The following is a 22,458-nucleotide window of genomic DNA, read 5'->3' on the forward strand; positions in this document are numbered from 1 at the left end:
CTTCTGCGAGCCGCGCGAAGTCAGGGAACAGGCGGGCGTTGCGGGCGCCAGGCTGCACGAGTTCGGCGTCTCCATGCCGCCCGGCGAGGGTAGATCAGCAGCTCAACCCGTATTCCTGAGCCCCGCCGCCACGCCATTGATGGTCAGGTGAATTCCGTCGAGCACCGACGGGTCGTCATCGCCCGCGCGACGGCGGCGGATCAGCTCGATCTGCAGGTGGTTCAGCGGGTCGATATAGGGCAGGCGCGAGCGGATCACTGCGGCGAGGTCCGGGTTCTTCTCCAGCACCGAGGCCTGGCCGGTGATGGCCAGCAGGGCCTCGGTGGTCCGATCCCATTCGGCGCGGATCTGGCCGAACACCCGGTCGGCCAGGCCCCGATCCTCGACGAGCCCCGCATAGCGGCCGGCGATCGCCATGTCGCCCTTGGCCAGCACCATTTCCATATTGGCGAGCGCCGAGGAGAAGAACGGCCAGGCCTCGTACATCTCCTTGAGCTGGCTGAGCGGCGCGCCCGAGCGGGCCACTGCCGAGCCAAAGCCGTACCAGCCGGGCAGCAGCGCCCGCGACTGCGACCAGGAGAACACCCAAGGGATGGCGCGCAAACCCTCAATGGTGCGCTTGGCCTGGCGCGAGGTCGGACGGCTGCCGATGTTCAGGTCGGCGATTTCGCTGATCGGGGTGGCGGCGAAGAAGTAGTCCGCGAAGCCCGGCGTTTCATAGACCAGGGCCCGATAGGCGCCCATCGCCTCGCCCGCCAGGCTGTCCATCAGCGCACCATGCGGGGCCGCCATCTCCGGTCCGGCGGGCCGGCGCAGGGACGCCAGCACGACGCCCGAGGCGAGCGTCTCCAGGCTTTGCCGCGCCAGTTCCGGGTCGGCGTATTTGTTGGCCACCACCTCGCCCTGCTCGGTGATGCGGATGCGGCCGCCGATGGTGCCCTGGGGCTGGGCCAAGAGCGCGTCGAAGCTGGAGCCGCCGCCGCGCCCCACCGCCCCGCCCCGGCCGTGAAACAGCTGCAGCCGCAGCCCGGCCTCGCGCGTCACCTCGGCCAGGGCCAGCGACGCCTGATGCAGCTCCCAGGTCGAGGTCAGGTAGCTGCCATCCTTGTTGCTGTCCGAATAGCCGATCATCACCTCCTGGATGCCCACCGGCTCCACCAGCTGACGGATCAGCGGCAGGGCCAGATAGCGGCGCATGATGTCGGGCGCGGCGCGCAGGTCGGCGATGGTCTCGAACAACGGCTCGGCGAACACCTGGGTCCGCGCCGGATCGCCGGGCGTGAACAGGCCCACCTCCTTGAGCAGCAGATAGACCTCCAGCAGGTCCGACATGGAGGTGGTGTTGGAGACGATATGGGCGCGGATGGCGTCCCGGCCGTAGCGGTGCTTGATGTCGGCGGCGGCGTTCAGGATGTCATATTCGCGGCGGGTCTCCTCGCTGTAGTCCGCGAACGGCGTATGCAGCAGGCGACCATGGGAGAGTTCGCCGAGCAGCAATGCGCAGCGGGCCTCTTCGTCCAGGGCCTCGTAGTCGGCGCACACCCCTGCGCCCTTCAAGAGCTCAGCCACCACCCGGGCATGGACGGCGGAATTCTGCCGCAGGTCGAGGCGGGCCAAATGGAAGCCGAAGATCTCCACAGCGCGGATCAGGTCCGGCAACGGCCCCCGGGCGAAGGCCTGGCCGTGGCGCGCCAGCAGGCTGTCGAGCACGATCTGCAAGTCCGCGCGCAGAGCGTCAGGACCGTCATAGGGTTCGGCGGGACCGGCCGCCGGTCGGGCCGGGGGCTCGTCGGTCAAGGCGGGATAGGCCGCAGCAAGCCGCGCGTAGATGTTGGACAAGGCCCGGCGATAGGGCTCGTCGGCCCGCTGGCGTGACAGGTCCGGCGAGGCGTCGGCCAGGGCCTGCAACTGCGGCGTCACCCCGGCCAGGCCCGCCGAGATTGACAGCTCCGCGCCCAGGGCGTGGATTTGATCGAGATAGGTCCGCAGGGCCGCGCGCGACTGCCGCGCCATCGCCTGGCGCATCACCGCCTGGGTGACAAAGGGGTTGCCATCGCGGTCGCCGCCCACCCAGGACCCGACCCGCAGGAACGAGGGCAGCCGCGCGGGCTCGCCCAGGACATCCAACCAGTGGGCATAGAGCCTCGGAAGCTCCGGCAGGAAGCTGCGCTCGAAATAGGAGACGGCGTTCTCGATCTCGTCGCCGACCCCAAGCTTGACGTTCCGCAGCAGGCGGGTGCGCCAGAAGATCGACACCTGCCGCATCAACTCGCGTTCCAACCGGCTGCGGTCGGCGGGGTTCGCGTTCTCGAAGGCGTCGAGGTCGTCGGCGATGGCGCCCTGCCGGTCGAGCACGCTCTTGCGGCGCACCTCGCTGGGATGGGCGGTGATCACCGGCGCCACCAGCGCGCCCTCCAGCAAGGTCATGACCGCGTCAACCCCGACCCCCTCTGCCTCCAGGCTGCGCAGGGCGCCGGCCAGGGTGTCGGGCCGGTCATCGCCCCGGCCGCGACGACGCTGGATCTGGTCCTCGGCGATATTGGTGATCTGCAGGAAGCAGGCGAACGAATGGGCGAACCGCACGGTGTCGGGCAGGCTCAGGCCCTCCAGCCGGTCTGCGACCAGCGTGGCGGCGGCGGCGGTCCCCTCCCGGTGGAAACCGACGGAAGCCCGGCGGATGTCCTCGATCTGGTTGAAGACGGCCTCTCCGTCCTCAGCCCGGATCACGTCGCCCAGGACCCGACCCAGGAATCTGACGCTGGTGCGAAGTAGATCAGGCAGAGCTTGAACCATGTCGGACGACACATCCCCGAAGTGAACTTGGCCGTTGGCTACGGCGCCTTCGTCTGACCGGGATCGAATCCGAACCATGACGCAGCGTCATCGGCCCAAACCTAGCAGGGCGGAAACGCCGTCGCGATGCTGGATTGGCCAGACGGGGCGCAGACCTGTTGGCGCACGACCGCCTGCACCGCCAAGAGGCGAGCCGCCGCTCGAAATGCGCACTGAAGTTTAGCCGACGAAGGCGACGAACGCTCAGGATGCGGGCGGACCGTAGAGGGCTCGGAACGCCCGCAGGATCGCCGGATGATAGATGCCGCCGTGGGTTTCCCCAGGGCGCGTGACCATCCAGGTCAAGCCCGGGGGGTTGGCCTCGCGAAACGCGGCCTCCAGCCTGTCCTGCCGCGCCCGATCCCTTTGGGCCTCTTCGGCCGGCGGCGGGGGATCGTCGAAGGCGATCCAGGCGCGGGCGCCGGCGAATTTGGCGCGTTGCAGGTCGGCCTTCGCCTCCCCCGCCAAGCCGCCCTGGTTCCACCAGAGGCTTGGGCTGACGATGATGTAGTCGTCGAAGCTCAACGGCGCTCGCAGCAGGGTTTCCGCCACGAACAGACCGGCGAGAGATTCGCCCATGAGCGCGGAATGACCATTGGTTCGGTAGCGGGCCGCCACCCAGGGCTTCAGCTCGTCCTTGAGGAAGCGGCGATAGTCGTCCGCCCCTCCCGAGGTCGGCAGGCGCTTTCGATCCGCAGGGTTCGTGGCCGGCGAGGTCAGATCATGCTTGCGGTCCACGCCTTCGATCCCGACCACGATCAGTTCCTGGCCCTGCCCATAGGCCGCATTGATCTGGGCCAGGCCCGTGACGTGGTGGAAATCCTCGTGCTCGCCGCCATCGAGCAGGAAGAGCACCGGAAAGGTCCGGGTCGGGTCCGCATAATGATCCGGCAGATAGACATTGATGCGCCGCAGGTCACCCAGCACGGTCGAGGCCAGCGCGTAGGATTGGCCGATCACGATGGCGCGGCCTGCGTCCTCCCTCGCCGCGGGCTGCGCTGGCGCCGCTGAGGCGAGCGACAGGGCGAACATCGCCGCCAACACCGAGCGGACTGCGTATGGATGAGAAGTCATCGCTCTACGGAGCGCCATGACGCCGCGCCGTCAATGGACGTGTCCGTCCGCGCCCCCCTGGCTCAAGGACCTCAGGGCGGGGCCCGGACTATCGGCGCGACAATTCCAAGGGCAGGAATCGTCCATTTGTTGCACAAATTATGCCTATTATTTGAGCGTCAGCGCCGCGCGCCTACGCATATGGATCTGCGAATGCTCCTCCGCCGCGCCCGGCGGCTAGCAGTGGCGCCATGCGCGTCCTCGTCATTGATCCTGATCCGGCCCGCGCCGCCCTCGTCGCCGAGGGCCTGGCGGGGGATGACCAGCCTGAGGTGCGCCAGACGCCGCGCTATGACGCCGCCGAGGTCGCGGCCTTCGCCCCCGACGTCATCGTTGTGGCCTGCGACAGCGCCGACCGCGACACCCTGGAGAGCCTGCGCGAAGCCGGCGAGACCAACCCACGGCCGGTGGTGATGTTCGCCGACCGCTCCGAGCCCGGCCTGGCCGAACAGGCGATCCGCGCCGGCGTGGCGGCCTATGTGGTCGACGGCCTGGCGCCGGGCCGGGTGCGGCCGGTGCTGGAAGTGGCCATGACCCGCTTCGCCCTGATGCAGCAGCTGCGCGGCGACCTCGCCAAGGCCAAGGCCAATCTGGAATCCCGCAAGGTGGTCGACCGCGCCAAGGGCTTGTTGATGAAGGAACGGGGCCTGGACGAGGACGCCGCCTACAAGCTGCTGCGCAAGCTCGCCATGGACAAGGGGCGGCCGATCGGCGCCGTCGCGGCCGATCTCCTGGCCTTCGCCGGGGTGTTGAGGGGGGACGCCTCGTGAGCGCTCTGACTTTGGGCTTCATCCCCCTGACCGACTGCGCGCCCCTGGTAGTCGCCCAGGCCAAGGGGTTCTTCGCCGCCGAGGGGCTGGACGTCACCCTCAGCCGCGAGGCCTCCTGGGCGACCATTCGCGACAAGGTGGCGGTCGGTGCGCTGGACGCCGCCCACATGCTGGCGCCGATGGCCCTGGCCGCGACCCTGGGCGCCGGGGGCGAACCCACCGCCTTGATCGCGCCCCTGGCGCTGAACCGCAACGGCAGCGGCGTCACCGTGTCGATCGCCCTGGCCCAGGCCCTGCGGGCGGCGGATCCGCAGGCGATGGCCGAGACCCCGGTCACCGCCCGGGCTCTGGCGAAGCTGATCGCCCAACGGCGCGCCGCGAGCGCCCCGCCCCTGACCTTCGCCGTGGTCTTCCCCTATTCGATCCACAACTACGCCCTGCGCTATTGGATGAGCCAGGCGGGCGTCGACCCGGACCGGGACGTACGGATCGTGGTGACTCCACCTCCGCGCATGGTCGAACAGCTGGCGGCCGGCGTGATCGACGGCTTCTGCGTCGGCGCGCCCTGGAACGCCGTGGCCCGGGCCGAGGGGGTCGGCGAGGTGCTGCTCCGCGCCTCGGACTTCTGGCGCAATGGCCCCGACAAGGTGTTCGGCATGACCCGCACCTGGGCGGAGGCCCATCCCGAAACCCTGCAATCGGCCCTCCGCGCCCTGATCTCGGCCGCCGCCTGGGCCGATGATCCGGCTCATCGCCCGGAGCTGGTCGCCCTGCTGGCTCAGCCTGAGCATGTGGGCGCCGATCCGCAGGCCATCGCCTGGGCGCTCCAGGGCGAGATCGTCTTCCATGCCGGCGACGCGGGCTTTCCGTGGCTCAGTCACGCCGCCTGGTTCCTGTCCCAGATGGCGCGCTGGGGACAGATCCCCCCGGGCCTGGACCTGACGGCGACCGCCGCGGCGGTCTATCGACCCGACCTCTATCGCCAGGCCGCCGGGTCGCTGGGCCTGGCGACCCCCGCCGCTGACACCCGGATCGAGGGGCCCCAGGCCTTCTTTGACGGCCTGGTGTTCGACCCGGCCTCGGCCCAGGCCTATGCCCGGGACTTCCCGATCGGTCGCTTGAGCGGCTGAAAACGCGCGAAATCCGGGCGCCGCCCCGGATCAGCCTGCTTTGCCGCTGTGCAACATGCGCGTGCGGCGCAGGGTCCGCCCCGATAACGGCGGTTTCTGATTGCCGACCGGCCGGCCCCACATCCTCCTAAGGACGACACGCGGGGCAACGAAGTTCCGCGCCGGCCCGAACGGGCCCGGTGGCGATGCAGCCGCCGATGCAATGGACAACGACGTCCGGTGAGGCCCCCAGGGCCTCCCCGGGCGTTTTTTTTTGGCCTTAGGGGATTGAGGCATGACCAAGACCGGATGGGCGGCCAGCGCCGCCGCCATCGCCCTGGCCTGGGGCGGCGCAGCCGCCGCACAGACCACACCACCCGCGCCGACGCCAGACGCCCCGGCCGCAGATGCGCCCGCCGCCGAGGCGGAGCCTGCGCCCGAGCCACCGCCGCCGCCCGCCCCGCCGCCGACCATCAGCGACCAGCTCGCCGCCGGAAAGCTGCTGCTGGAAGTGCGCACGCGGTTCGAGGACGTGGACCAGACCCGCACCGCCACCCTGAAGGATGCAGGCCAGGCCTTCACGGTCCGCACCCGCCTCGGCTGGGAGAGCGCCGACTGGAACGGCCTCAAGGCCCTGGTCGAGTTCGAGGATGTCCGCCACCTGGGGGCCGAGCGCTTCGCGGTGAATGTGCCCGGCGTCGCCACCGCGCCGCTGAATGGGGCCGCCAAGTCCAAGTACCCGATCATCAATGACCCGGACGTCACCGAGCTGAACCGCGCCCAGCTGACCTGGGTCACCAGCCCGGCCCTGACGCTCACCGCCGGCCGCCAGCGCATCCTGCTCGACGACCAGCGCTTCGTCGGCAATGTCGGCTGGCGCCAGGACGAACAGACCTTCGACGGGGTGCGCGCCGACATGGCGCTCGGCCGGTTCAAGGCGACCTATGCCTATGTCACCCGCATCAACCGGATCCTGGGCGAGGAGAAGGACTGGCATTCCGACAGCCATATCTTCAACGCCACCTGGTCGCCGGCCGAGGCCCTGCGCCTGCAGGGCTTCGTCTATGCGCTGGATTTCGACAACTCGCTGGCCAACGCCTCGCTGACCAAGGGGATCAAGGCCTCGGGCAAGACCTGGGTCGGGCTCTATCAGCTCGCCTATGACGCCACCTGGGCCAACCAGAGCGACTATCACCACCGCACGGCGGCCTTCGACCTGGATTATCTGGAGGCCAGCGTCGCCGGGACCTTCGACATCTACACGGTCAAGCTCGGCTATGAGCAGCTGGATGGGAATGGCAAGCGCGGCTTCACCACCCCGCTCGCCACCACCCACGCCTTCCAGGGCTGGGCTGACGCCTGGGTCTCGCCCGGCGGCAACAAGAGCTTCGTCGACGGGATCAAGGACACCAACCTGACCTTCAACGCCAAGCCCCGGTTCCGGCGGACCTATTTCTTCAACACCGACCTGATCGCCCGCTACCACGACTTCAACGACCAGCGGACGGGCGCCGACCTGGGCCATGAGTGGGACCTGCAGGCCACCGCAGCGATCACGCCGAAGTTCACCGTCCAGCTGAAGTACGCCGACTTCCAACGCGAGGCGACCGTGCCGCTCGGCACAGCGGCGCCGCCGGCCTCGCGGACCAAGGTCTGGCTCACCCTCGAATACAAGCTCTGATCCCGGAACCCCAGATCATGACCCAATCATCGAATCCCGCCGGCATCTCTCGCCGCCAGGCCCTGACGGCCGCCGCCGCGACCCTCGTCGCCGCCAAGGCCGCCTTCCCGGCCGGCGCCTTCGCCGCCGGCTCCGGCCCAGAGGTCGCCAAGGCCCGCCTGGGCTTCATCGCGCTGACCGATTCCTCGCCGCTGATCATCGCCAAGGAGCGCGGCCTCTTCGCCAAGCATGGCCTGCCGGACCTGGAGGTGGTGAAGCAGGCTTCCTGGGCCGCCACCCGCGACAACCTCGTGCTGGGTTCGGGCGGCGGCGGCATCGACGGGGCGCACATCCTGTCGCCCATGCCGTTGCAGTTCACCCTCGGCGTCCAGACCGGCGGCCGGCCCCTGCCCATGTATGTGCTGGCCCGGCTGAACCTGAACGGCCAGGCGATCTCGGTGGGCAACGATCTGAAGTCGGTCCAGGTCGGACTGAACGCGGGCGGCGCCAAGGCCAAGTTCGCCCAGCTGAAGGCGGCCGGCAACATCGCCAAGGTCGCCATGACCTTCCGGGGCGGGACCCATGATCTGTGGGTTCGCTACTGGCTGGCGGCGGCCGGCATCAACCCCGAGACCGACCTCTCGACCATCGTCATCCCGCCGCCCCAGATGGTCGCCAACCTCAAGGCCGGCACCCAGGACGCCTTCTGCGTCGGCGAGCCCTGGAACGGCCAGACCGTCAACCAGCACATCGGCTACACCGCGACCACCACCTCCGAGATCTGGATGAATCACCCGGAGAAGGCGCTCGGCATGCGCGCCGACTGGGTCGACAAATATCCTCGCGCCGCAGAGGCGATCACGGCGGCGGTGCTCGAGGCCCAGATGTGGTGCGATAAGATGGCCAACCGCCCGGCCATGTGCTCGATCGTCTCCGGCCGCCAGTACGTGAACGTGCCGATCGGCGACATCCTGCCGAGGCTCCAGGGCACGATCGACTATGGCGACGGCCGCAAGGTCACGAACTCCCCTCACGTCATGAAGTTCTGGGCCGACAACGCCAGCTTCCCCTTCAAGTCCCACGACCTGTGGTTCGCCACCGAGAACGTGCGCTGGGGCCTGCTGCCGCAGAGGACCGACATCAAGGGCCTGGCCAACCGCGTGAACCGCGCGGACATCTGGCGGGCCGCGGCTAAGTCGATCGGCCAGGCGGGGCCGGCCGGGGACAGCCGTGGGCCGGAGAAGTTCTTCGACGGCAAGGTCTTCGACCCCGCCAATCCGGGCGCCTATCTGGCGTCGCAACCCATCAAGAAGCTGGTGTGAGGTCCTAGATGTCGGTTCCCAATCCCAGCTTCGCCACGGCCGAGCCCCTGGCCGGCGCCTTGGCTACGCCCCCGCCGCAGGAGACCCGCGCCAGCTTCGGCGCGGAGGTGGCCCGGCGCGCCGGGGCCATGGCCGCCGCCACCCTGCCGCCCGTCCTGACCCTGCTGGCCCTGCTGGGGATCTGGCAACTGGCGGCGTCCAGTCATCCCGGCGGGGTCCCGGCCCCGACGGTGATCTGGCAGGACAGCCGCGATCTGATCCTGCATCCGTTCTTCGATCATGGCGGCACCGACAAGGGGCTGTTCTGGCACGTGCTGACCAGCCTGAGGCGGGTGGCGATCGGGTTCTCGCTTTCGGCGGTCTGCGGCGTGTCGCTGGGCGTGCTGATCGGCGCCAACCGCTGGGCCCATCGCGGGCTTGATCCGGTGTTCCAGGTGCTGCGCACCGTGCCGCCCCTGGCCTGGCTGCCCATCTCGCTGGCCATGTTCCAACAGGCCCAGCCCTCGGCCCTGTTCGTGATCTTCGTGACCTCGATCTGGCCGATCATCATCAACACCGCCGTCGGCGTCCGCAACGTGCCGGTCGACTATGTGAACGTGGCCCGGGTCCTGCGGCTGTCGCCGGTCGAGTACTTCTTCAAGATCCTGCTGCCGGCCACCACGCCCTACATCTTCACCGGCCTGCGGATCGGCGTCGGCATGAGCTGGCTGGCCATCGTCGCCTCCGAGATGCTGCTCGGCGGGGTCGGCGTCGGCTTCTTCATCTGGGACCAGTACAACGCCTCCCGCATCTCCGACATTGTCGTGGCGCTCGCCTGGGTCGGCCTGACCGGCTTCGCCCTCGACCGCCTGGTGGCCCTCGCCGGCCGGCTGATCTCCCGCGGCGACGCGGCGAGCTGAAGGACGCAAACCCATGCCCAAAGCCTATCTCTCCATCGAAGGTCTCGGCGTCACCTTCTCCAAGGGCGCCCAGCGCTCCGAGGTGCTGCGCGACATCAATCTGCAGGTCGAGCGCGGCGAGTTCGTCTCGTTGATCGGCCATTCCGGCTGCGGCAAGTCCACGCTTCTCAACGTAGTCGCCGGCCTGATCCCGGCCACCACCGGCGGGGTGATCCTCGACGGCCAGGAGGTCGATCAGCCGGGACCGGACCGGGCGGTGGTGTTCCAGAACCACTCCCTGCTGCCCTGGCTGTCGGTGCGCGAGAACGTCGACCTCGCCGTCAACAAGGTGTTCGGCGCCGCCAAGTCGGCGGCTGAGCGCCGCGACTGGACAATGCACAATCTGGAGCTCGTCCAGATGACCCACGCCATGGGGAAGCGGCCCGCCGAGATCTCCGGCGGCATGAAGCAGCGGGTCGGCATCGCCCGGGCCTTGGCCATGCAGCCCAAGGTGCTGTTGCTGGACGAGCCGTTCGGCGCCCTGGACGCCCTGACCCGCGCCCGGCTGCAGGACACGGTGATGCAGATCCAGTCGGCCCTGAAGAACACCGTACTGATGATCACCCATGACGTGGACGAGGCGACCTTGCTCTCGGACCGGATCGTGATGATGACCAATGGCCCGCGCGCCTCGATCGGCCAGGTGCTGGACGTCGCCCTGGCCCGGCCCCGCGACCGCCTGGCGGTGGCGGAGAACCCCGCCTACATCCGCGGCCGCGCTTCGGTGATCGAGTTCCTCTACGCCCGTCAGGCCGCCTGACGGACGGCCCCTGGCAGTGGAGCGCCTATGTTTCGGGCGCCCCACTGCCTCTCCGCTGCACAATTGTGCGGCGCCACATAGAACCAACCTTCGCGCCCGGGCCTGGGCTGACTCCGGGTCGGGCCTGGCGCAACAAGGCTTCAGGCCCACGGACAACGAAGTTCGCGGCTGATCGAGACGACCGCTCGGATGCGGTCACCCCACCGGCGCTGACGCCGCTCTCGTTCATCCCGAGGTTTCCATGTTGAACCGTTCGTTCCTGAAGGCGGGCCACACCCCCACCCTCTTCGCGGCCTTCCTCTATTTCGACGTCAGCTTCATGGTCTGGGTGCTGCTCGGACCCTTGGGCGTGGCGATCGCCAAGGACTTCCATCTCAATCCCGCCCAGAAGGGCTTCATGGTCGCCGTGCCGGTGCTGGCCGGCGCCCTGCTGCGCCTCGTGGCCGGCGTCATGGTCGATCGGATCGGCCCCAAGCGCACCGGCCTGATCGGCCAGGCCATCGTGCTGACCGGCCTCGCCGCCGCCTGGTTCCTGGGGGTGCACAACTATAATCAGGTGCTGATCCTCGGCATGCTGCTGGGCGTGGCCGGGGCCTCCTTCGCCGTCGCCCTGCCGCTGGCCTCGCGCTGGTATCCGCAGGAGCACCAGGGCCTGGCGCTCGGCATCGCCGGGGCCGGCAATTCCGGCACGGCGCTCGCCGCCCTGTTCGCCCCCGTCCTGGCCAAGAGCTTCGGCTGGGGCAATGTCATCGGCCTGGCCATCATCCCCCTGGCCGTCGCCTTCGTCGTCTATCTGGCCCTGGCCAAGGACGCCCCGGAACAGCCCGCGCCCAAGCGCATGGGAGAGTATCTCGACGTGCTCAAGGTTCCGGACGCCTGGTGGCTGATGCTGCTCTATGGCGTGACCTTCGGCGGCTTCGTCGGCCTGTCCTCGTCGCTCACCATCTACTTCAACTCGGAATACAAGCTCGATCCCGTCGTCGCTGGCTTCTTCACCGCGGCCTGCGTCTTCGCCGGCTCCTTCATCCGGCCGATCGGCGGAGCGCTCGCCGACCGCTTCGGCGGAGTGCGGACCCTGATCGTGGTCTACGGCCTGGCGGCCGTCGGCCTCACCCTCGCCAGCGTCCAGATGCCCAGCCCCTACATGGCGCTCGCCGTCCTGCTGTTCAGCATGATGTCGCTGGGCGCCGGCAATGGCGCCGTGTTCCAGCTCGCCCCCCAGCGGTTCCGCAAGGAGATCGGGGTGATGACCGGCCTGATCGGCATGACCGGCGGAATCGGCGGCTTCTACCTGGCCTCCACCCTCGGCCTCGCCAAGCAGATGACCGGCACCTACCAGCTGGGCTTCCTGGGCTTCGCGGCCCTGGCGCTCTTCGCCCTCGTGGCCCTGGCCGGACTCAAAAACAAGTGGCGCGCGGTCTGGCCGACGCTGGCCAACAGCGACGGCGACGCCGTCCCCGTGCGCGTCTAAGGCGGAACCAGACCCATGACCGCTTCCCGCGAACGCCTTGTCGTCATCGGCAATGGCATGGCCGGCTGCCGCGCCGTCGAGGACATCCTCAAGCGCAGCCCCGACCGCTATGAGATCACCATCTTCGGGGCCGAGCCCCGGGTGAACTACAACCGCATCATGCTCTCGCCGGTCCTGGCCGGGGAGAAGAGCTTCGACGACATCGTCATCAATGATGCGGCCTGGTACGCCGACAACGCCATCACCCTGCACGCCGGCCGCGCCGTCACCGCGATCGACCGGGCCCGCAAGGTGGTGGAGGCCGAGGGCGACCTGACGGTCGCCTACGACAAGCTGATCCTGGCCACCGGCTCGGACCCTGTCCGCCTGCCCCTGCCTGGCGCCGACCTGAAGGGCGTGGTGACATTCCGCGACCTCGATGATGTCGACCAGATGGTCGCCGCCGCTGACGCGGGCGGCGCGGCCGTGGTGATCGGCGGCGGCCTGCTGGGCCTGGAGGCGGCCTATGGCCTCGCCCGGCGCGGCATGAAGGCCACCGTCGTCCACCTGATGGACGTGCTGATGGAGCGCCAGCTCGACAGCGCCGCCGGCTTCCTGCTGACCGAGGCCCTGGCCGAGCGTGGCGTGGAGACGGTCCTCTCAGCCCAGTCTGAGGCGATCCTCGGCGAGGATGGCAAGGTCACCGGCCTGAAGCTGCAGGACGGCCGGGTCCTGCCCTGCTCCATCCTGGTCATGGCCGTCGGCATCCGTCCCAGCACGGCGCTCGCCAGGGCCTGCAACCTGCCGGTCGGGCGCGGCGTCATGGTCGATGACCAGATGCGCACCGGCGACGCCGACATCTACGCGGTGGGCGAATGCGCCGAGCACCGGGGCATAGCCTACGGCCTGGTCGCGCCGATCTGGGACATGTGCAAGACGCTCGCGGCCTCTCTCACCGGCGACGAGGCCGCGACCTATGAAGGCTCCCTGCTGTCGACCCGGCTGAAGGTCTCCGGCGTCGACGTGTTCTCGGCAGGGGCCTTCGCCGGCGGCGAGGGCTGCGAGGACATCGTGTTCCGCGACGCCGGGCGCGGGGTCTACAAACGCGTGGTGCTGCAGGACGGCAAGGTCGCCGGCGCGGTGCTGTTCGGCGACGCCGCCGACGGCGGCTGGTACTTCGACCTGATGCGGCAGGGCGCCGATGTCCGCGGCATCCGCGAGACCCTGATCTTCGGCCAGGCGATCACGGAGGGTCTGTCGGGCCTGGACCCTAGCGCGGCCGTTGCGGCCATGTCCGACGACCAAGAGGTCTGCGGCTGCAACGGCGTGTGCAAGGGCCAGATCACCGGCGCCATCGCCGCCCAGGGGCTGACCACGCTCGACGCCGTGCGCGGGGTCACCAAGGCCTCGGCCTCCTGCGGCTCCTGCACGCCCCTGGTGGAAAAGCTTCTGAAGCTGACCCTGGGCGACGGCTTCCAGGCCCAGACCGGCCCGGCGCCGATGTGCAAGTGCACCCACCACACCCATGACCTGGTCCGCCAGGCCATCCTCGCCCAGGATCTCAAGTCCATTCCGGCGGTGATGCAGGCCATGGAATGGACTACGCCGGAGGGCTGCGCCTCCTGCCGCCCGGCGCTCAACTACTATCTCGTCTGCGCCTGGCCCGGCGAATATCAGGACGACAAGCAGTCCCGCTTCATCAATGAACGGGTCCACGCCAACATCCAGAAGGACGGCACCTATTCCGTCGTGCCCCGGATGTGGGGCGGCATGACCACACCTGACGAACTGCGGGCCATCGCCGACGTCGCCGACAAGTTCTCCATTCCGGCGGTCAAGGTCACCGGCGGCCAGCGCATCGACCTCCTGGGCGTCAAGAAGGACGACCTGCCCGCCGTCTGGGCCGACCTCAACGCCGCCGGCATGGTCTCCGGCCACGCCTACGCCAAGGGCCTGCGCACGGTGAAGACCTGCGTCGGGTCCGACTGGTGCCGGTTCGGAACCCAGGATTCCACCGGCCTCGGGATGCGGTTGGAGAAATTCATGTGGGGGTCCTGGACCCCGGCCAAGGTCAAGCTGGGGGTCTCGGGCTGTCCCAGGAACTGCGCCGAGGCGACCTGCAAGGATGTCGGCGTGATCTGCGTGGACTCGGGTTTCGAGATCCACATCGGCGGGGCGGCCGGCCTGCATATCCGCGGGACCGAGGTCCTGACCCGGGTGGCCAGCGAGGACGAGGCGGTCTGGACCATCTGCGCCCTGGTCCAGCTCTATCGCGAGCAGGGCTGGTACCTGGAGCGGATCTACAAGTGGATGGACCGCGTCGGGCTGGACGCCATCAAGGCCGTCATGGCCGACGAGACCGAGCGTCGCGCCCTCTATGACCGGTTCTCCTATTCCCAGCGCTTCGCCCGCATCGATCCGTGGGCTGAGCGGGTCGCCGGCCGCCACGCCGAGGAATTCAACCCGCTCAGCCGCCGTCTGGAGTTCGCCCCCGCATGAACGCGCTCGTGAAAGAACCCACTGTGACCTGGACCGATGTCGGCGCCGTCACCGACGTGCCCCGTCGCGGCGCCCGCCGGGTGCCCAGCCCGCGCGGCGATATCGCCGTCTTCCGCACCGGCGACGGCCAGGTCTTCGCCCTGATCGACGCCTGCCCGCACAAGGGCGGTCCGCTCAGCCAGGGCATCGTGCACGGGAGCACCGTGACCTGCCCGCTGCACGGGCGGGTGATCGATCTCGCCACGGGTGAGGCGACCGGCGTCGACCGGGGAACCGGCTGCGCGCCGGTGGTCCCGCTGGAGGTCCGTGACGGCCGCCTGTTCCTGGGCCTGGTCGGGGGCTGAGATGGCGGACGGCGCCCTCATCCCGTCGGTCGCCACGGCCTGTCCCTATTGCGGGGTGGGCTGCGGCGTCGCGGGTCGGGTGATCGAGGGCCGCACCCTGGCGGTGAGCGGCGATGTCGCCCATCCGGCCAACCAGGGCCGGCTCTGCTCCAAGGGCCTGGCCCTGGGCGCCACGGTCGGTCTGGAAGGCCGGCTGCTGGCCCCGATGATCGGCGACCGCGAGGTTCCCTGGCGCGAGGCCACCGCCCTGGTCGCCCGCCGTTTCGCCCAGACCATCGCGCGGCACGGTCCGGACTCCGTGGCCTTCTATGTCTCCGGCCAGCTGCTGACCGAGGACTATTACGTCGCCAACAAGCTGATGAAGGGCTTCATCGGCTCCGGCAATATCGACACCAATTCCAGGCTTTGCATGGCCTCGGCCGTGGCCGCCCACAAGCAGGCCTTCGGCGCCGATCTGGTGCCCGGCTGCTATGAGGATCTCGACCTCGCCGACCTGGTGGTGTTCTCCGGTCACAACGCCGCCTGGACCCACCCGGTGCTGTTCCGACGCATGGAGGCCGCCCGCGCGCGCGGCCAGCGGCACGTGGTCATCGACCCGCGCCGCACCGACACCGCCGAGGTCGCCGATCTGCACCTGGCGCTCGCGCCCCAGACCGATGTGCGGCTATGGAACGGCCTCCTGGCCGACCTGATCCGCCGCGGCGCCATCGACCGGGTCTATATCGCCGAGCATGTCGGCGGCTTCGCCGACGTCGAGGCCGCGCTGGCCGAAGCCGACCAGTCGCCCTCCGCCGTCGCCGCCGATTGCGACCTGCCCTTGGCCGACCTCACCCAATTCTACGACCTGTTCGCGGCGACCCCGAAGACGGTCAGCCTGTTCTCCATGGGCGCCAATCAGTCGGCCCAGGGCGTGGCCAAGGGCCTGGCGATCCTCAACACCCACCTGGCCACCGGCCGGATCGGCAAGCCCGGCGCCTGTCCCTTCTCGATCACCGGCCAGCCCAACGCCATGGGCGGGCGCGAGACCGGCGGCATGGCCAACACCCTGGCCGGCCACATGGACTTCGCACCGGCCGACCGCGACCGGGTGGCCCGGTTCTGGGGCGCGCCGGACACCGCCCGCGCGCCGGGGCTCAAAGCCGTGGACATGTTCGACGCCATCGGCGACGGGCGCATCAAGGCGGTCTGGATCATGGCCACCAATCCGGCCGTCAGCCTGCCGGACGCGGGCCTGGTGCGCGAGGCCCTGGCCGGCTGCCCCTTCGTGGTGGTCTCCGACTGCATGGCCGACACCGACACCATGGCCTTCGCCCATGTGAAGCTGCCGGCTCTGGCCTGGGGCGAGAAGGACGGCACGGTCACCAATTCGGAACGCCGGATCACCCGCCAGCGCGCCCTGTTCCCGGCGCCGGGCGAGGCGCGCGCCGACTGGAAGATCATCGCCGACGTCGCCTGCGCCATGGGCCATGCCGACGGCTTCTCCTGGCCCAGCCAGGACAGCGTGTTTCGCGAATGGGCCCGCCTGACCGCCTTTGACAATCCGGGGCCGGAGGCCGGCGGCCGCACGCTCAGCCTGGCGGGTCTCGTGGGGATCAATCGCGAGGCCTATGACGCGCTGCGTCCCATCCAATGGCCGGTCAAGGCCGACGGGACCGGCACATCGCGCCTGTTCGCCGACGGTCGCTTCCAGACCCCCGACGGCTGCGCGGCCATGGTTCCGGTTCGCCCGAAGGGCCCGGCCACACCCTGCGACGCCGCCTATCCGCTTTCGCTCAACACCGGCCGCATCCGCGACCAGTGGCACACCCTGACACGGACGGGCCTGGCGCCCGACCTGTGGCGCCATGCGCCGGAAGTGTTCGTCGAGATGCACCCGGAGGACGCCGCCGCTGCCGGGATCATCGAGGGCGCCCTCACCCGGGTGCAGACCGCCCAGGGCGAGGCCGTGGCCCTGGCCCGCCTCACCGACCGCCAGCGGCGCGGCGGGGTGTTCATGCCCATGCACTGGACCGACGCCTATGCCCCGTCCGGCCGCTCCAATCCGCTGATCGCCCGCAATGTCGACCCGACCTCCGGTCAGCCGGAGTTCAAGCACACCCCGGCCAGGGTCCGCGCCTATCGCGAAACCTGGAAGGGGTTCCTGATGTCGCGCGAACCGGTGGCGGCGCCGGCCGGGCTGGGCGTGATCTGGCGGCGCATCCCCCAGACCGCCTGCGCGCTCCACGAGTTCGCCGGCCGGGGCGATGGCGAAGAACGCGACGCGCTGCGGCGCGCCCTGGGCGAGGCCGAGGGCGAGGCGGTGACCTATGAGGACCCGGCCACCGGCGCGCGGCGTCAGGCCTGGATCCGCGACGGACGGCTGGAGCGGGTGCTGTTCATCACCACCGGCGAGAGCCTGCCACCCCGGTCCTGGCTGATCGAACTGTTCGAGACCGGGATCCTGCCGGCCGAGGCCCGCGCCACCCTGCTGTTCGGTCGCCCGTCGGGGCCCGTCATCGACAAGGGCCCCATGGTCTGCGCCTGCCTGAAGGTCGGAGCCCATGCCATCGACGCGGCCGCCGAGGCCGGAGCGGCCTCGGTCGAGGCCATAGGCGCAGCCACTGGCGCCGGGACCAATTGCGGGTCCTGCCGCCCGGAGATCGCCCGCCGTCTGCAAGCCCTCCAACCCGCCCGGGAGACCCGCGATGCCGCATGAGCCTTCGATCGGTCGCGTTCAGCTGGTGGGCGCCGGGCCCGGCCCCGCCGACCTGCTCACCGTCCGCGCCCTGCGCGCCGTCGAGGCCGCCCAGGCCCTGCTCTATGACGCCCTGGTCGGGGCGGAAATTCTCGACCTGGCGCCCGCCGGCTGCATCCGTATCCAGACCGGCAAGCGGGCGGGCCGGACCAGCATGAAGCAGGAGACCATCAACCGGCTGATGCTGCGGCTGGCGCGGCGCGGCCTGCGGGTCGTGCGGCTCAAGGGCGGCGATCCCTCGGTGTTCGGAAGGGTCGGTGAGGAGAGCGCCTTTCTGCAGGGCCACGGCGTGCCGGTGGAGATCGTGCCCGGCGTCACGGCGGCCTGCGCTGCAGCGGCCCAGTTCGACTTTCCCCTGACCCATCGCGGGCTTGCCCGGCGCGTGGTGTTCACCACCGCCACGGTGCAGGACGGGACCCTGGTCGCCGACTGGAGCGCTGCAGCCGATCGCGAGGCGACCCTGGCGATCTATATGGGCGGTGCGGCGGCGGGCGAGCTCAGCGCCCGGCTGACAGCCGCCGGGCGGCCGGCCTCGACCCCGGCGCTGGCGGTGGAGAGCGCCGGCGGGCCCAATGCGCGGCTACGGACCGGGACCCTGGCCAGCCTCGCCGATCTGGCGCGATCGCGGGATGGCGGGCCGGTGATGATCGTCGTGGGCGAGGTCGCGGCCCTGGCGGCGCACGACGGCCAGGCGTCGGATCGTCCGGCGCGGATGGCCGGCCGCGCATCCTGAGACTGAATTCGCCTGGACGATCCTGCGAGCGGACGGTCAGTCCACCGCCATGCAGATCGCCTTCAGCGAAAGATACTCGTCGAGCCCATGGCGCGATCCTTCGCGTCCGAGGCCGGACTCCTTGACCCCGCCGAACGGTGCGACCTCGGTGGAGATCAGGCCCGTATTGAGACCGACCATGCCCGACTGGATCGCCTCGCTGACCCGCCAGGCCCGCTTCAAGTCGGCGGTGTAGAGATAGGCCGCCAGGCCCGCGCGGGTGGAATTGGCAAGGCCTATGGCCTGGGCCTCGTCGGTGAAGACGGTGATCCCGGCCACGGGGCCGAAGGTTTCTTCCCGGGTCAGCAGCGCGTCGGGGGCGACATCGGCCAGCACGGTCGGGGCGAAGAAGGCGCCCAGGCCGTCCAGGGCCGCCCCGCCGGTCAATAGCCTGGCCCCGCCCGCCAGGGCGTCCTCGACATGCCGGCGCGCCTTGGCGATGGCGCGGCCGTCGATCAGCGGCCCCTGGTCGGTCTCGCCCGCCAGGCCGTCGCCGATGCGCAAGGCCGCCGCCCGGGCCGCCAGCTTCGCCGCGAAGGCCCCTGCGACGGAAGCCTCCACATAGAAGCGGTTGGCGCAGACGCAGGTTTGGCCGGCGTTGCGGAACTTCGACGCCATGGCGCCCTCGACCGCCGCATCCAGGTCGGCGTCGGCGAAGACGATGAAGGGGGCGTTGCCACCCAGCTCCAGCGACACCCGCTTGACCGTGTCCATGCACTTGGCCGCCAGCGCCTTGCCCACAGCCGTCGAGCCCGTGAAGGTGAACTTGGCGACGCGCGGATCGGCGGTCAGCACGTCGCCAATCGGCGCGGCCTCGCCCGTGACGATGTTGAACACCCCCTTGGGGACGCCGGCCTCTTCCCCCAGCACGGCCAGGGCCAGGGCCGAAAGCGGGGTCAGCTCCGACGGCTTCAGCACGACCGAACAGCCCGCCGCCAGGGCTGGCCCGACCTTGCGGGTGATCATGGCGGCCGGGAAGTTCCAGGGCGTGATGGCGGCCACGACTCCCACCGGCTGTTTCAGGGTGATGATCCGGCGGTCGGCCTGGTGGCCGGGGATCACCTCGCCATAGGCCCGCTTGGCCTCCTCCCCGAACCATTCGAGGAAGGCGGCGGCATAGGCGATCTCACCGCGCGATTCGCTGAGCGGCTTGCCCTGCTCTGCGGTCATCAGCCGGGCGAGGTCCTCCTGATGCGCCATCATCAGATCGAACCACTTGCGCAGCACCTGGGCCCGGGCCTTGGCCGAGCGCGCCGCCCATTCGGCCTGGGCCGCCGTGGCGGCCGTCACCGCCGCCAGGGTCGCCTCCGCTCCAAGGTTGGGGACATGGGCCAGCACCCGCCCGGTGGCCGGATTGGTCACCGCGATCCGCGCCTGCGCGGTCACCCACTCGCCACCGACATAGGCGGCCTCGCGCAGGAGGTCCGGCCGCTTCAGGGCCAGGCGGGTCTGTTCGGCGGCGGTGTCAGCGATCTCAGTCATCAGACGATCCTCAGCGCGTCTTCCAGCAGGTCAAGGCCTTCGTCCAGCAGAGGGTCCGAAATGGTCAGGGGGAACAGCAGGCGGACGGTCTCCCCATGGGTGCCGCAGGACAACAGGACCAGGCCCCGATCCAGCGCCTTGGCCGTCACCGCCTTGGCCGCTGCGCCATCCGGATCGCGGGACCCGCGCGAGGTGACGAGGTCGAAGGCCACCATGGCGCCGGGGCCTCGCACCCCGGCGATCGGACGCAGGTCGTTGCGCGCCTCGAAGGCGGTCAGGCGCGCGCGGGTGCGGGCCCCCAGGGTTTCGGCCCGGGCCAGCAGCCCCTCCTCCGCGATCACGTCGAGCACGGCCAGGGCGGCGGCGCAGGCCACCGGCGACCCCGCATAGGTGCCGCCCAGCCCCCCCGGCTCGGCGGCGTCCATGATCTCGGCGCGGCCGATCACGCCCGACAGGGGGAAGCCGCCGGCCAGGGACTTGGCGACTGTGATCAGGTCGGGCTTCACCCCGGTGTGCTCGATCCCGAACATCCGGCCCGTCCGGCCGAAGCCTGCCTGGACCTCATCGGCGATCAGCAGGATGCCCCAGCGGTCACAGAGGTCGCGCAGCGCCCGCATGAAGCCGGCCGTCGCGGCGTGGAAGCCGCCCTCTCCCTGCACGGGCTCCAGGATGATCGCCGCCACCCGCTCGGGCTCGACGTCGGCGCGGAAGATGAAGTCCAGCGCCCGCAGGCTGTCCTCCTCGCTGACCCCGTAGTGCGGGATCGGGAAGGGTGCGTGATGGATCTCGGCCGGCATGGGACCGAAGCGGTGCTTATAGGGCGCGGTCTTGCCGGTCAGGCCCATGGTCAGCAGGGTCCGGCCGTGGAATCCGCCGCTGAAGGCGATCACCGCCGAGCGGCCCGTGGCGGCCCGGGCGATCTTCACCGCGTTCTCGACCGCCTCGGCGCCGGTGGTGAACAGGATGGTCTTGGCCGGTCCCTCAATGGGAGCCAAGGCGTTGAGCCGCTCGGCCAGTTCCACATAGGGCTCATAGGCCGTCACCTGGAAGGCGGTGTGGGTATAGCGCTCCAGCTGGGCGGCGACGGCGGCCATGACTCTCGGATGGCGATGGCCGGTATTGAGCACGGCGATGCCGCCGCCGAAGTCGATATAGCGGCGGCCCTCGGCGTCCCAGAGCTCGCTGTTCTCGCCCCGGGTCGCGAAGATCGCGGTGGCGCTGGCCACGCCACGGGGCACGGCGGCCACGCGCCGGGCCTGGAGGGCTGCGTTTGCGGACATGTCGGAAACTCTCGTCAGGGGGTCAGGTGGAGCGATCAAGCGCCCGGGCGGGGACCAGGGCGAAGGCCGCAGACAGGCAAAGGCCGATGACCGCCAGGGTCACCAGGCGCGGGAAGTGGGTCTCCTGCAACAGCACGGCGCCCAAGGCCGGCCCCGAGGCCAGGCCCAGCTTGGAGAAGAACCCTGCCAGGGTGGCGATCCGGCCGCCGGGGTCGAAAGCGGCGCAAAGCCCCAGCAGATAGGGAATGACGAAGGCCCAGACGACCGAGGTGACGATATTGGCCAGGACATACATCCCCGCCAGGTCGCTGCGCAGGAAGGCCAGGGCGCCCAGCACGGTCAGGACGGCGCCAAAGGCGATCGGCTTGAGCCGACCAAAGCGCAGGCCGATCACCACCACCAGCACGGAGCCCAGGGCGCCGATCCAGTTGGCGGTCGCCAGGGTGGCGCTGATGAACGGCTGGGCCAGGCCATAGGCCCGCCCGAGATCAATGACGAAGGCCGACAGCGCCATGTTGGCGGCCTGGAACATGAACACCGCCACCAGGGCTGCGGCCAGGGGGACCCAGCGCACCAGGCCCCGGGCCGCCACCGCTTCGGCCGATCGGCTGCGCGGCGGATAGTCCGACAGGAAGGGCAGCATGGCCGCCGCCGTGGCGCTGAAGGCGGCCAGGGCCAGGAACAGTACGGGGGTCCCGAACCTGGGAACCAGGCCCGGCAGGAACAGCAGCCCCACCCCGCCCAGGCCGAACTGCACCACCAGCAGCATGCCGAAGGTGCGGTCCGGCGCCTTGGTGCGCGCAATGACCGCGAAGGCGATCCCGACCAGGAAGCCGCCGACCAGACCGTGGCCGAACCGCACCGCCATCAGCACGGGCGCCAAGGTGAGCTGGGTCGAGATCAGGTCGATGGCGATCAGGGCCGACAGCAGACCGAGCGCCACCGGCTTCCAGGAGATCCGGTCGACCACGAACACGGCGGCGAAGGCGCCGCCCGCCGCGCCATAGACGTTCAGGGCGGCGACCAGGCCGGCGTCCCTGGCGGTGAAGCCCAGGCCGTCCTGCAGCCCGCTGACCAGGGCCGGCATGATGTTCACGTAGAAGAGCCCGGCCGTGGCCATGAACGCCAGCAGCACGGCGGCGATCAGGCCATCGGGATCGGCCTTGGGCAGGCTCCGGCGAGGCGATGCGGAATCAGTCATGACACAGGGCCTTCACGGCGTTGGCGGCGCCGGCGGCCGGCCGCCAGTCGAAGCGCCCCTCGTCCCCGAAGGCGTAGAACACCACGCCGTTGGGGAACATCACGAGGGAGATGCCGCCATAGCCCGACAGGAACGGCGTCCAGACCGGTCGCGCGCAGCCGATCAGGTCGGAGATGTCCCGGGCCCAGACGC

The 22,458-nt window shown here is 70.0% G+C and carries 17 protein-coding genes; 11 read left to right on the forward strand and 6 right to left on the reverse strand.

Annotated elements, in window-relative coordinates; genetic code table 11:
* Positions 1–102 precede the first annotated feature (102 nt).
* The gene (gene ppc, locus Q7P21_RS04435; protein WP_304167517.1) at positions 103–2,793 is read right to left on the reverse strand and encodes a phosphoenolpyruvate carboxylase; all 2,691 of its coding nucleotides are present in this window, start codon (positions 2,791–2,793) and stop codon (positions 103–105) included.
* A gap of 243 nt (positions 2,794–3,036) precedes the next feature.
* Positions 3,037–3,864 carry an alpha/beta hydrolase gene (locus tag Q7P21_RS04440; RefSeq protein ID WP_304167512.1) on the reverse strand — a complete coding sequence of 276 codons (828 nt, stop codon included), beginning with the start codon at positions 3,862–3,864 and terminating at the stop codon, positions 3,037–3,039.
* Between the two features lie 272 nt (positions 3,865–4,136).
* On the opposite strand from Q7P21_RS04440, the gene Q7P21_RS04445 reads away from it, so the two are divergent.
* The 11 genes from Q7P21_RS04445 (at position 4,137) to cobA (ending at position 18,264) form a co-directional block, all read left to right on the forward strand.
* On the forward strand, positions 4,137–4,715 hold the full coding sequence (locus Q7P21_RS04445; RefSeq protein WP_304167508.1) for an ANTAR domain-containing response regulator: 579 nt from the start codon (positions 4,137–4,139) through the stop codon (positions 4,713–4,715).
* On the forward strand, positions 4,712–5,845 hold the full coding sequence (locus tag Q7P21_RS04450) for a CmpA/NrtA family ABC transporter substrate-binding protein (RefSeq protein WP_304167505.1): 1,134 nt from the start codon (positions 4,712–4,714) through the stop codon (positions 5,843–5,845). The genes Q7P21_RS04445 and Q7P21_RS04450 overlap by 4 nt, the downstream gene beginning before the upstream one ends.
* Before the next feature lie 274 nt (positions 5,846–6,119).
* Positions 6,120–7,505, forward strand: coding sequence for an alginate export family protein (locus Q7P21_RS04455; protein WP_369695332.1), 1,386 nt, complete (start codon positions 6,120–6,122; stop codon positions 7,503–7,505).
* Between the two features lie 17 nt (positions 7,506–7,522).
* Complete coding sequence (locus Q7P21_RS04460; RefSeq protein ID WP_304167502.1) at positions 7,523–8,806, forward strand: CmpA/NrtA family ABC transporter substrate-binding protein; 1,284 nt, start codon at positions 7,523–7,525, stop codon at positions 8,804–8,806.
* Positions 8,807–8,814: 8 nt separating this feature from the next.
* On the forward strand, positions 8,815–9,705 hold the full coding sequence (ntrB, locus tag Q7P21_RS04465; protein ID WP_304167500.1) for a nitrate ABC transporter permease: 891 nt from the start codon (positions 8,815–8,817) through the stop codon (positions 9,703–9,705).
* 13 nt (positions 9,706–9,718) lie between these two features.
* Positions 9,719–10,504 carry an ABC transporter ATP-binding protein gene (locus Q7P21_RS04470; protein ID WP_304167498.1) on the forward strand — a complete coding sequence of 262 codons (786 nt, stop codon included), beginning with the start codon at positions 9,719–9,721 and terminating at the stop codon, positions 10,502–10,504.
* Positions 10,505–10,745: 241 nt separating this feature from the next.
* Positions 10,746–11,975: a NarK/NasA family nitrate transporter gene (locus Q7P21_RS04475; protein ID WP_304175928.1), complete on the forward strand. Its 1,230-nt coding sequence runs from the start codon at positions 10,746–10,748 to the stop codon at positions 11,973–11,975.
* Positions 11,976–11,990: 15 nt separating this feature from the next.
* A complete protein-coding gene (gene nirB, locus Q7P21_RS04480; RefSeq protein ID WP_304175930.1) occupies positions 11,991–14,453 on the forward strand; it encodes a nitrite reductase large subunit NirB in 2,463 nt (820 codons plus the stop codon).
* Positions 14,450–14,797, forward strand: a complete 348-nt coding sequence (locus Q7P21_RS04485) for a nitrite reductase (NAD(P)H) small subunit (protein WP_304166867.1) — start codon at positions 14,450–14,452, stop codon at positions 14,795–14,797. The genes nirB and Q7P21_RS04485 overlap by 4 nt, the downstream gene beginning before the upstream one ends.
* Position 14,798: 1 nt before the next feature.
* Positions 14,799–17,492 carry a nitrate reductase gene (locus tag Q7P21_RS04490; RefSeq protein ID WP_304175932.1) on the forward strand — a complete coding sequence of 898 codons (2,694 nt, stop codon included), beginning with the start codon at positions 14,799–14,801 and terminating at the stop codon, positions 17,490–17,492.
* Positions 17,482–18,264, forward strand: coding sequence for a uroporphyrinogen-III C-methyltransferase (gene cobA / locus Q7P21_RS04495; RefSeq protein WP_304175934.1), 783 nt, complete (start codon positions 17,482–17,484; stop codon positions 18,262–18,264). Before Q7P21_RS04490 ends, cobA begins: the two co-directional genes overlap by 11 nt.
* Before the next feature lie 36 nt (positions 18,265–18,300).
* Here the strand turns inward: cobA and Q7P21_RS04500 are convergent, their stop codons facing one another.
* The 4 genes from Q7P21_RS04500 to Q7P21_RS04515 all read right to left on the reverse strand — a co-directional run.
* On the reverse strand, positions 18,301–19,785 hold the full coding sequence (locus tag Q7P21_RS04500) for an NAD-dependent succinate-semialdehyde dehydrogenase (protein WP_304175936.1): 1,485 nt from the start codon (positions 19,783–19,785) through the stop codon (positions 18,301–18,303).
* A complete protein-coding gene (gene gabT / locus Q7P21_RS04505) occupies positions 19,785–21,065 on the reverse strand; it encodes a 4-aminobutyrate--2-oxoglutarate transaminase (RefSeq protein ID WP_304175938.1) in 1,281 nt (426 codons plus the stop codon). Before gabT ends, Q7P21_RS04500 begins: the two co-directional genes overlap by 1 nt.
* A 22-nt stretch (positions 21,066–21,087) precedes the next feature.
* Positions 21,088–22,266, reverse strand: coding sequence for an MFS transporter (locus tag Q7P21_RS04510; RefSeq protein ID WP_304175940.1), 1,179 nt, complete (start codon positions 22,264–22,266; stop codon positions 21,088–21,090).
* A partial coding sequence (locus Q7P21_RS04515; protein WP_304175941.1) for a hypothetical protein occupies positions 22,259–22,458 on the reverse strand: 200 nt, incomplete at its 5' end. The genes Q7P21_RS04515 and Q7P21_RS04510, both read right to left, overlap by 8 nt.

The organism is Phenylobacterium aquaticum, from assembly GCF_947378715.1.
GTDB lineage: Bacteria > Pseudomonadota > Alphaproteobacteria > Caulobacterales > Caulobacteraceae > Phenylobacterium > Phenylobacterium aquaticum_A.

Bases quoted from the DNA above. Each gene is read 5' to 3' on its own strand.
- Q7P21_RS04440 (WP_304167512.1), bottom strand. From the start codon at position 3,864: ATGTTCGCCCTGTCGCTCGCCTCAGCGGCGCCAGCGCAGCCCGCGGCG.
- Q7P21_RS04455 (WP_369695332.1), top strand. From the start codon at position 6,120: ATGACCAAGACCGGATGGGCGGCCAGCGCCGCCGCCATCGCCCTGGCC.
- Q7P21_RS04490 (WP_304175932.1), top strand. From the start codon at position 14,799: ATGGCGGACGGCGCCCTCATCCCGTCGGTCGCCACGGCCTGTCCCTAT.
- Q7P21_RS04445 (WP_304167508.1), top strand. From the start codon at position 4,137: ATGCGCGTCCTCGTCATTGATCCTGATCCGGCCCGCGCCGCCCTCGTC.
- Q7P21_RS04475 (WP_304175928.1), top strand. From the start codon at position 10,746: ATGTTGAACCGTTCGTTCCTGAAGGCGGGCCACACCCCCACCCTCTTC.
- cobA (WP_304175934.1), top strand. From the start codon at position 17,482: ATGCCGCATGAGCCTTCGATCGGTCGCGTTCAGCTGGTGGGCGCCGGG.
- Q7P21_RS04500 (WP_304175936.1), bottom strand. From the start codon at position 19,785: ATGACTGAGATCGCTGACACCGCCGCCGAACAGACCCGCCTGGCCCTG.
- Q7P21_RS04510 (WP_304175940.1), bottom strand. From the start codon at position 22,266: ATGACTGATTCCGCATCGCCTCGCCGGAGCCTGCCCAAGGCCGATCCC.
- ppc (WP_304167517.1), bottom strand. From the start codon at position 2,793: ATGGTTCAAGCTCTGCCTGATCTACTTCGCACCAGCGTCAGATTCCTG.
- nirB (WP_304175930.1), top strand. From the start codon at position 11,991: ATGACCGCTTCCCGCGAACGCCTTGTCGTCATCGGCAATGGCATGGCC.
- Q7P21_RS04485 (WP_304166867.1), top strand. From the start codon at position 14,450: ATGAACGCGCTCGTGAAAGAACCCACTGTGACCTGGACCGATGTCGGC.
- gabT (WP_304175938.1), bottom strand. From the start codon at position 21,065: ATGTCCGCAAACGCAGCCCTCCAGGCCCGGCGCGTGGCCGCCGTGCCC.
- Q7P21_RS04460 (WP_304167502.1), top strand. From the start codon at position 7,523: ATGACCCAATCATCGAATCCCGCCGGCATCTCTCGCCGCCAGGCCCTG.
- Q7P21_RS04470 (WP_304167498.1), top strand. From the start codon at position 9,719: ATGCCCAAAGCCTATCTCTCCATCGAAGGTCTCGGCGTCACCTTCTCC.
- ntrB (WP_304167500.1), top strand. From the start codon at position 8,815: ATGTCGGTTCCCAATCCCAGCTTCGCCACGGCCGAGCCCCTGGCCGGC.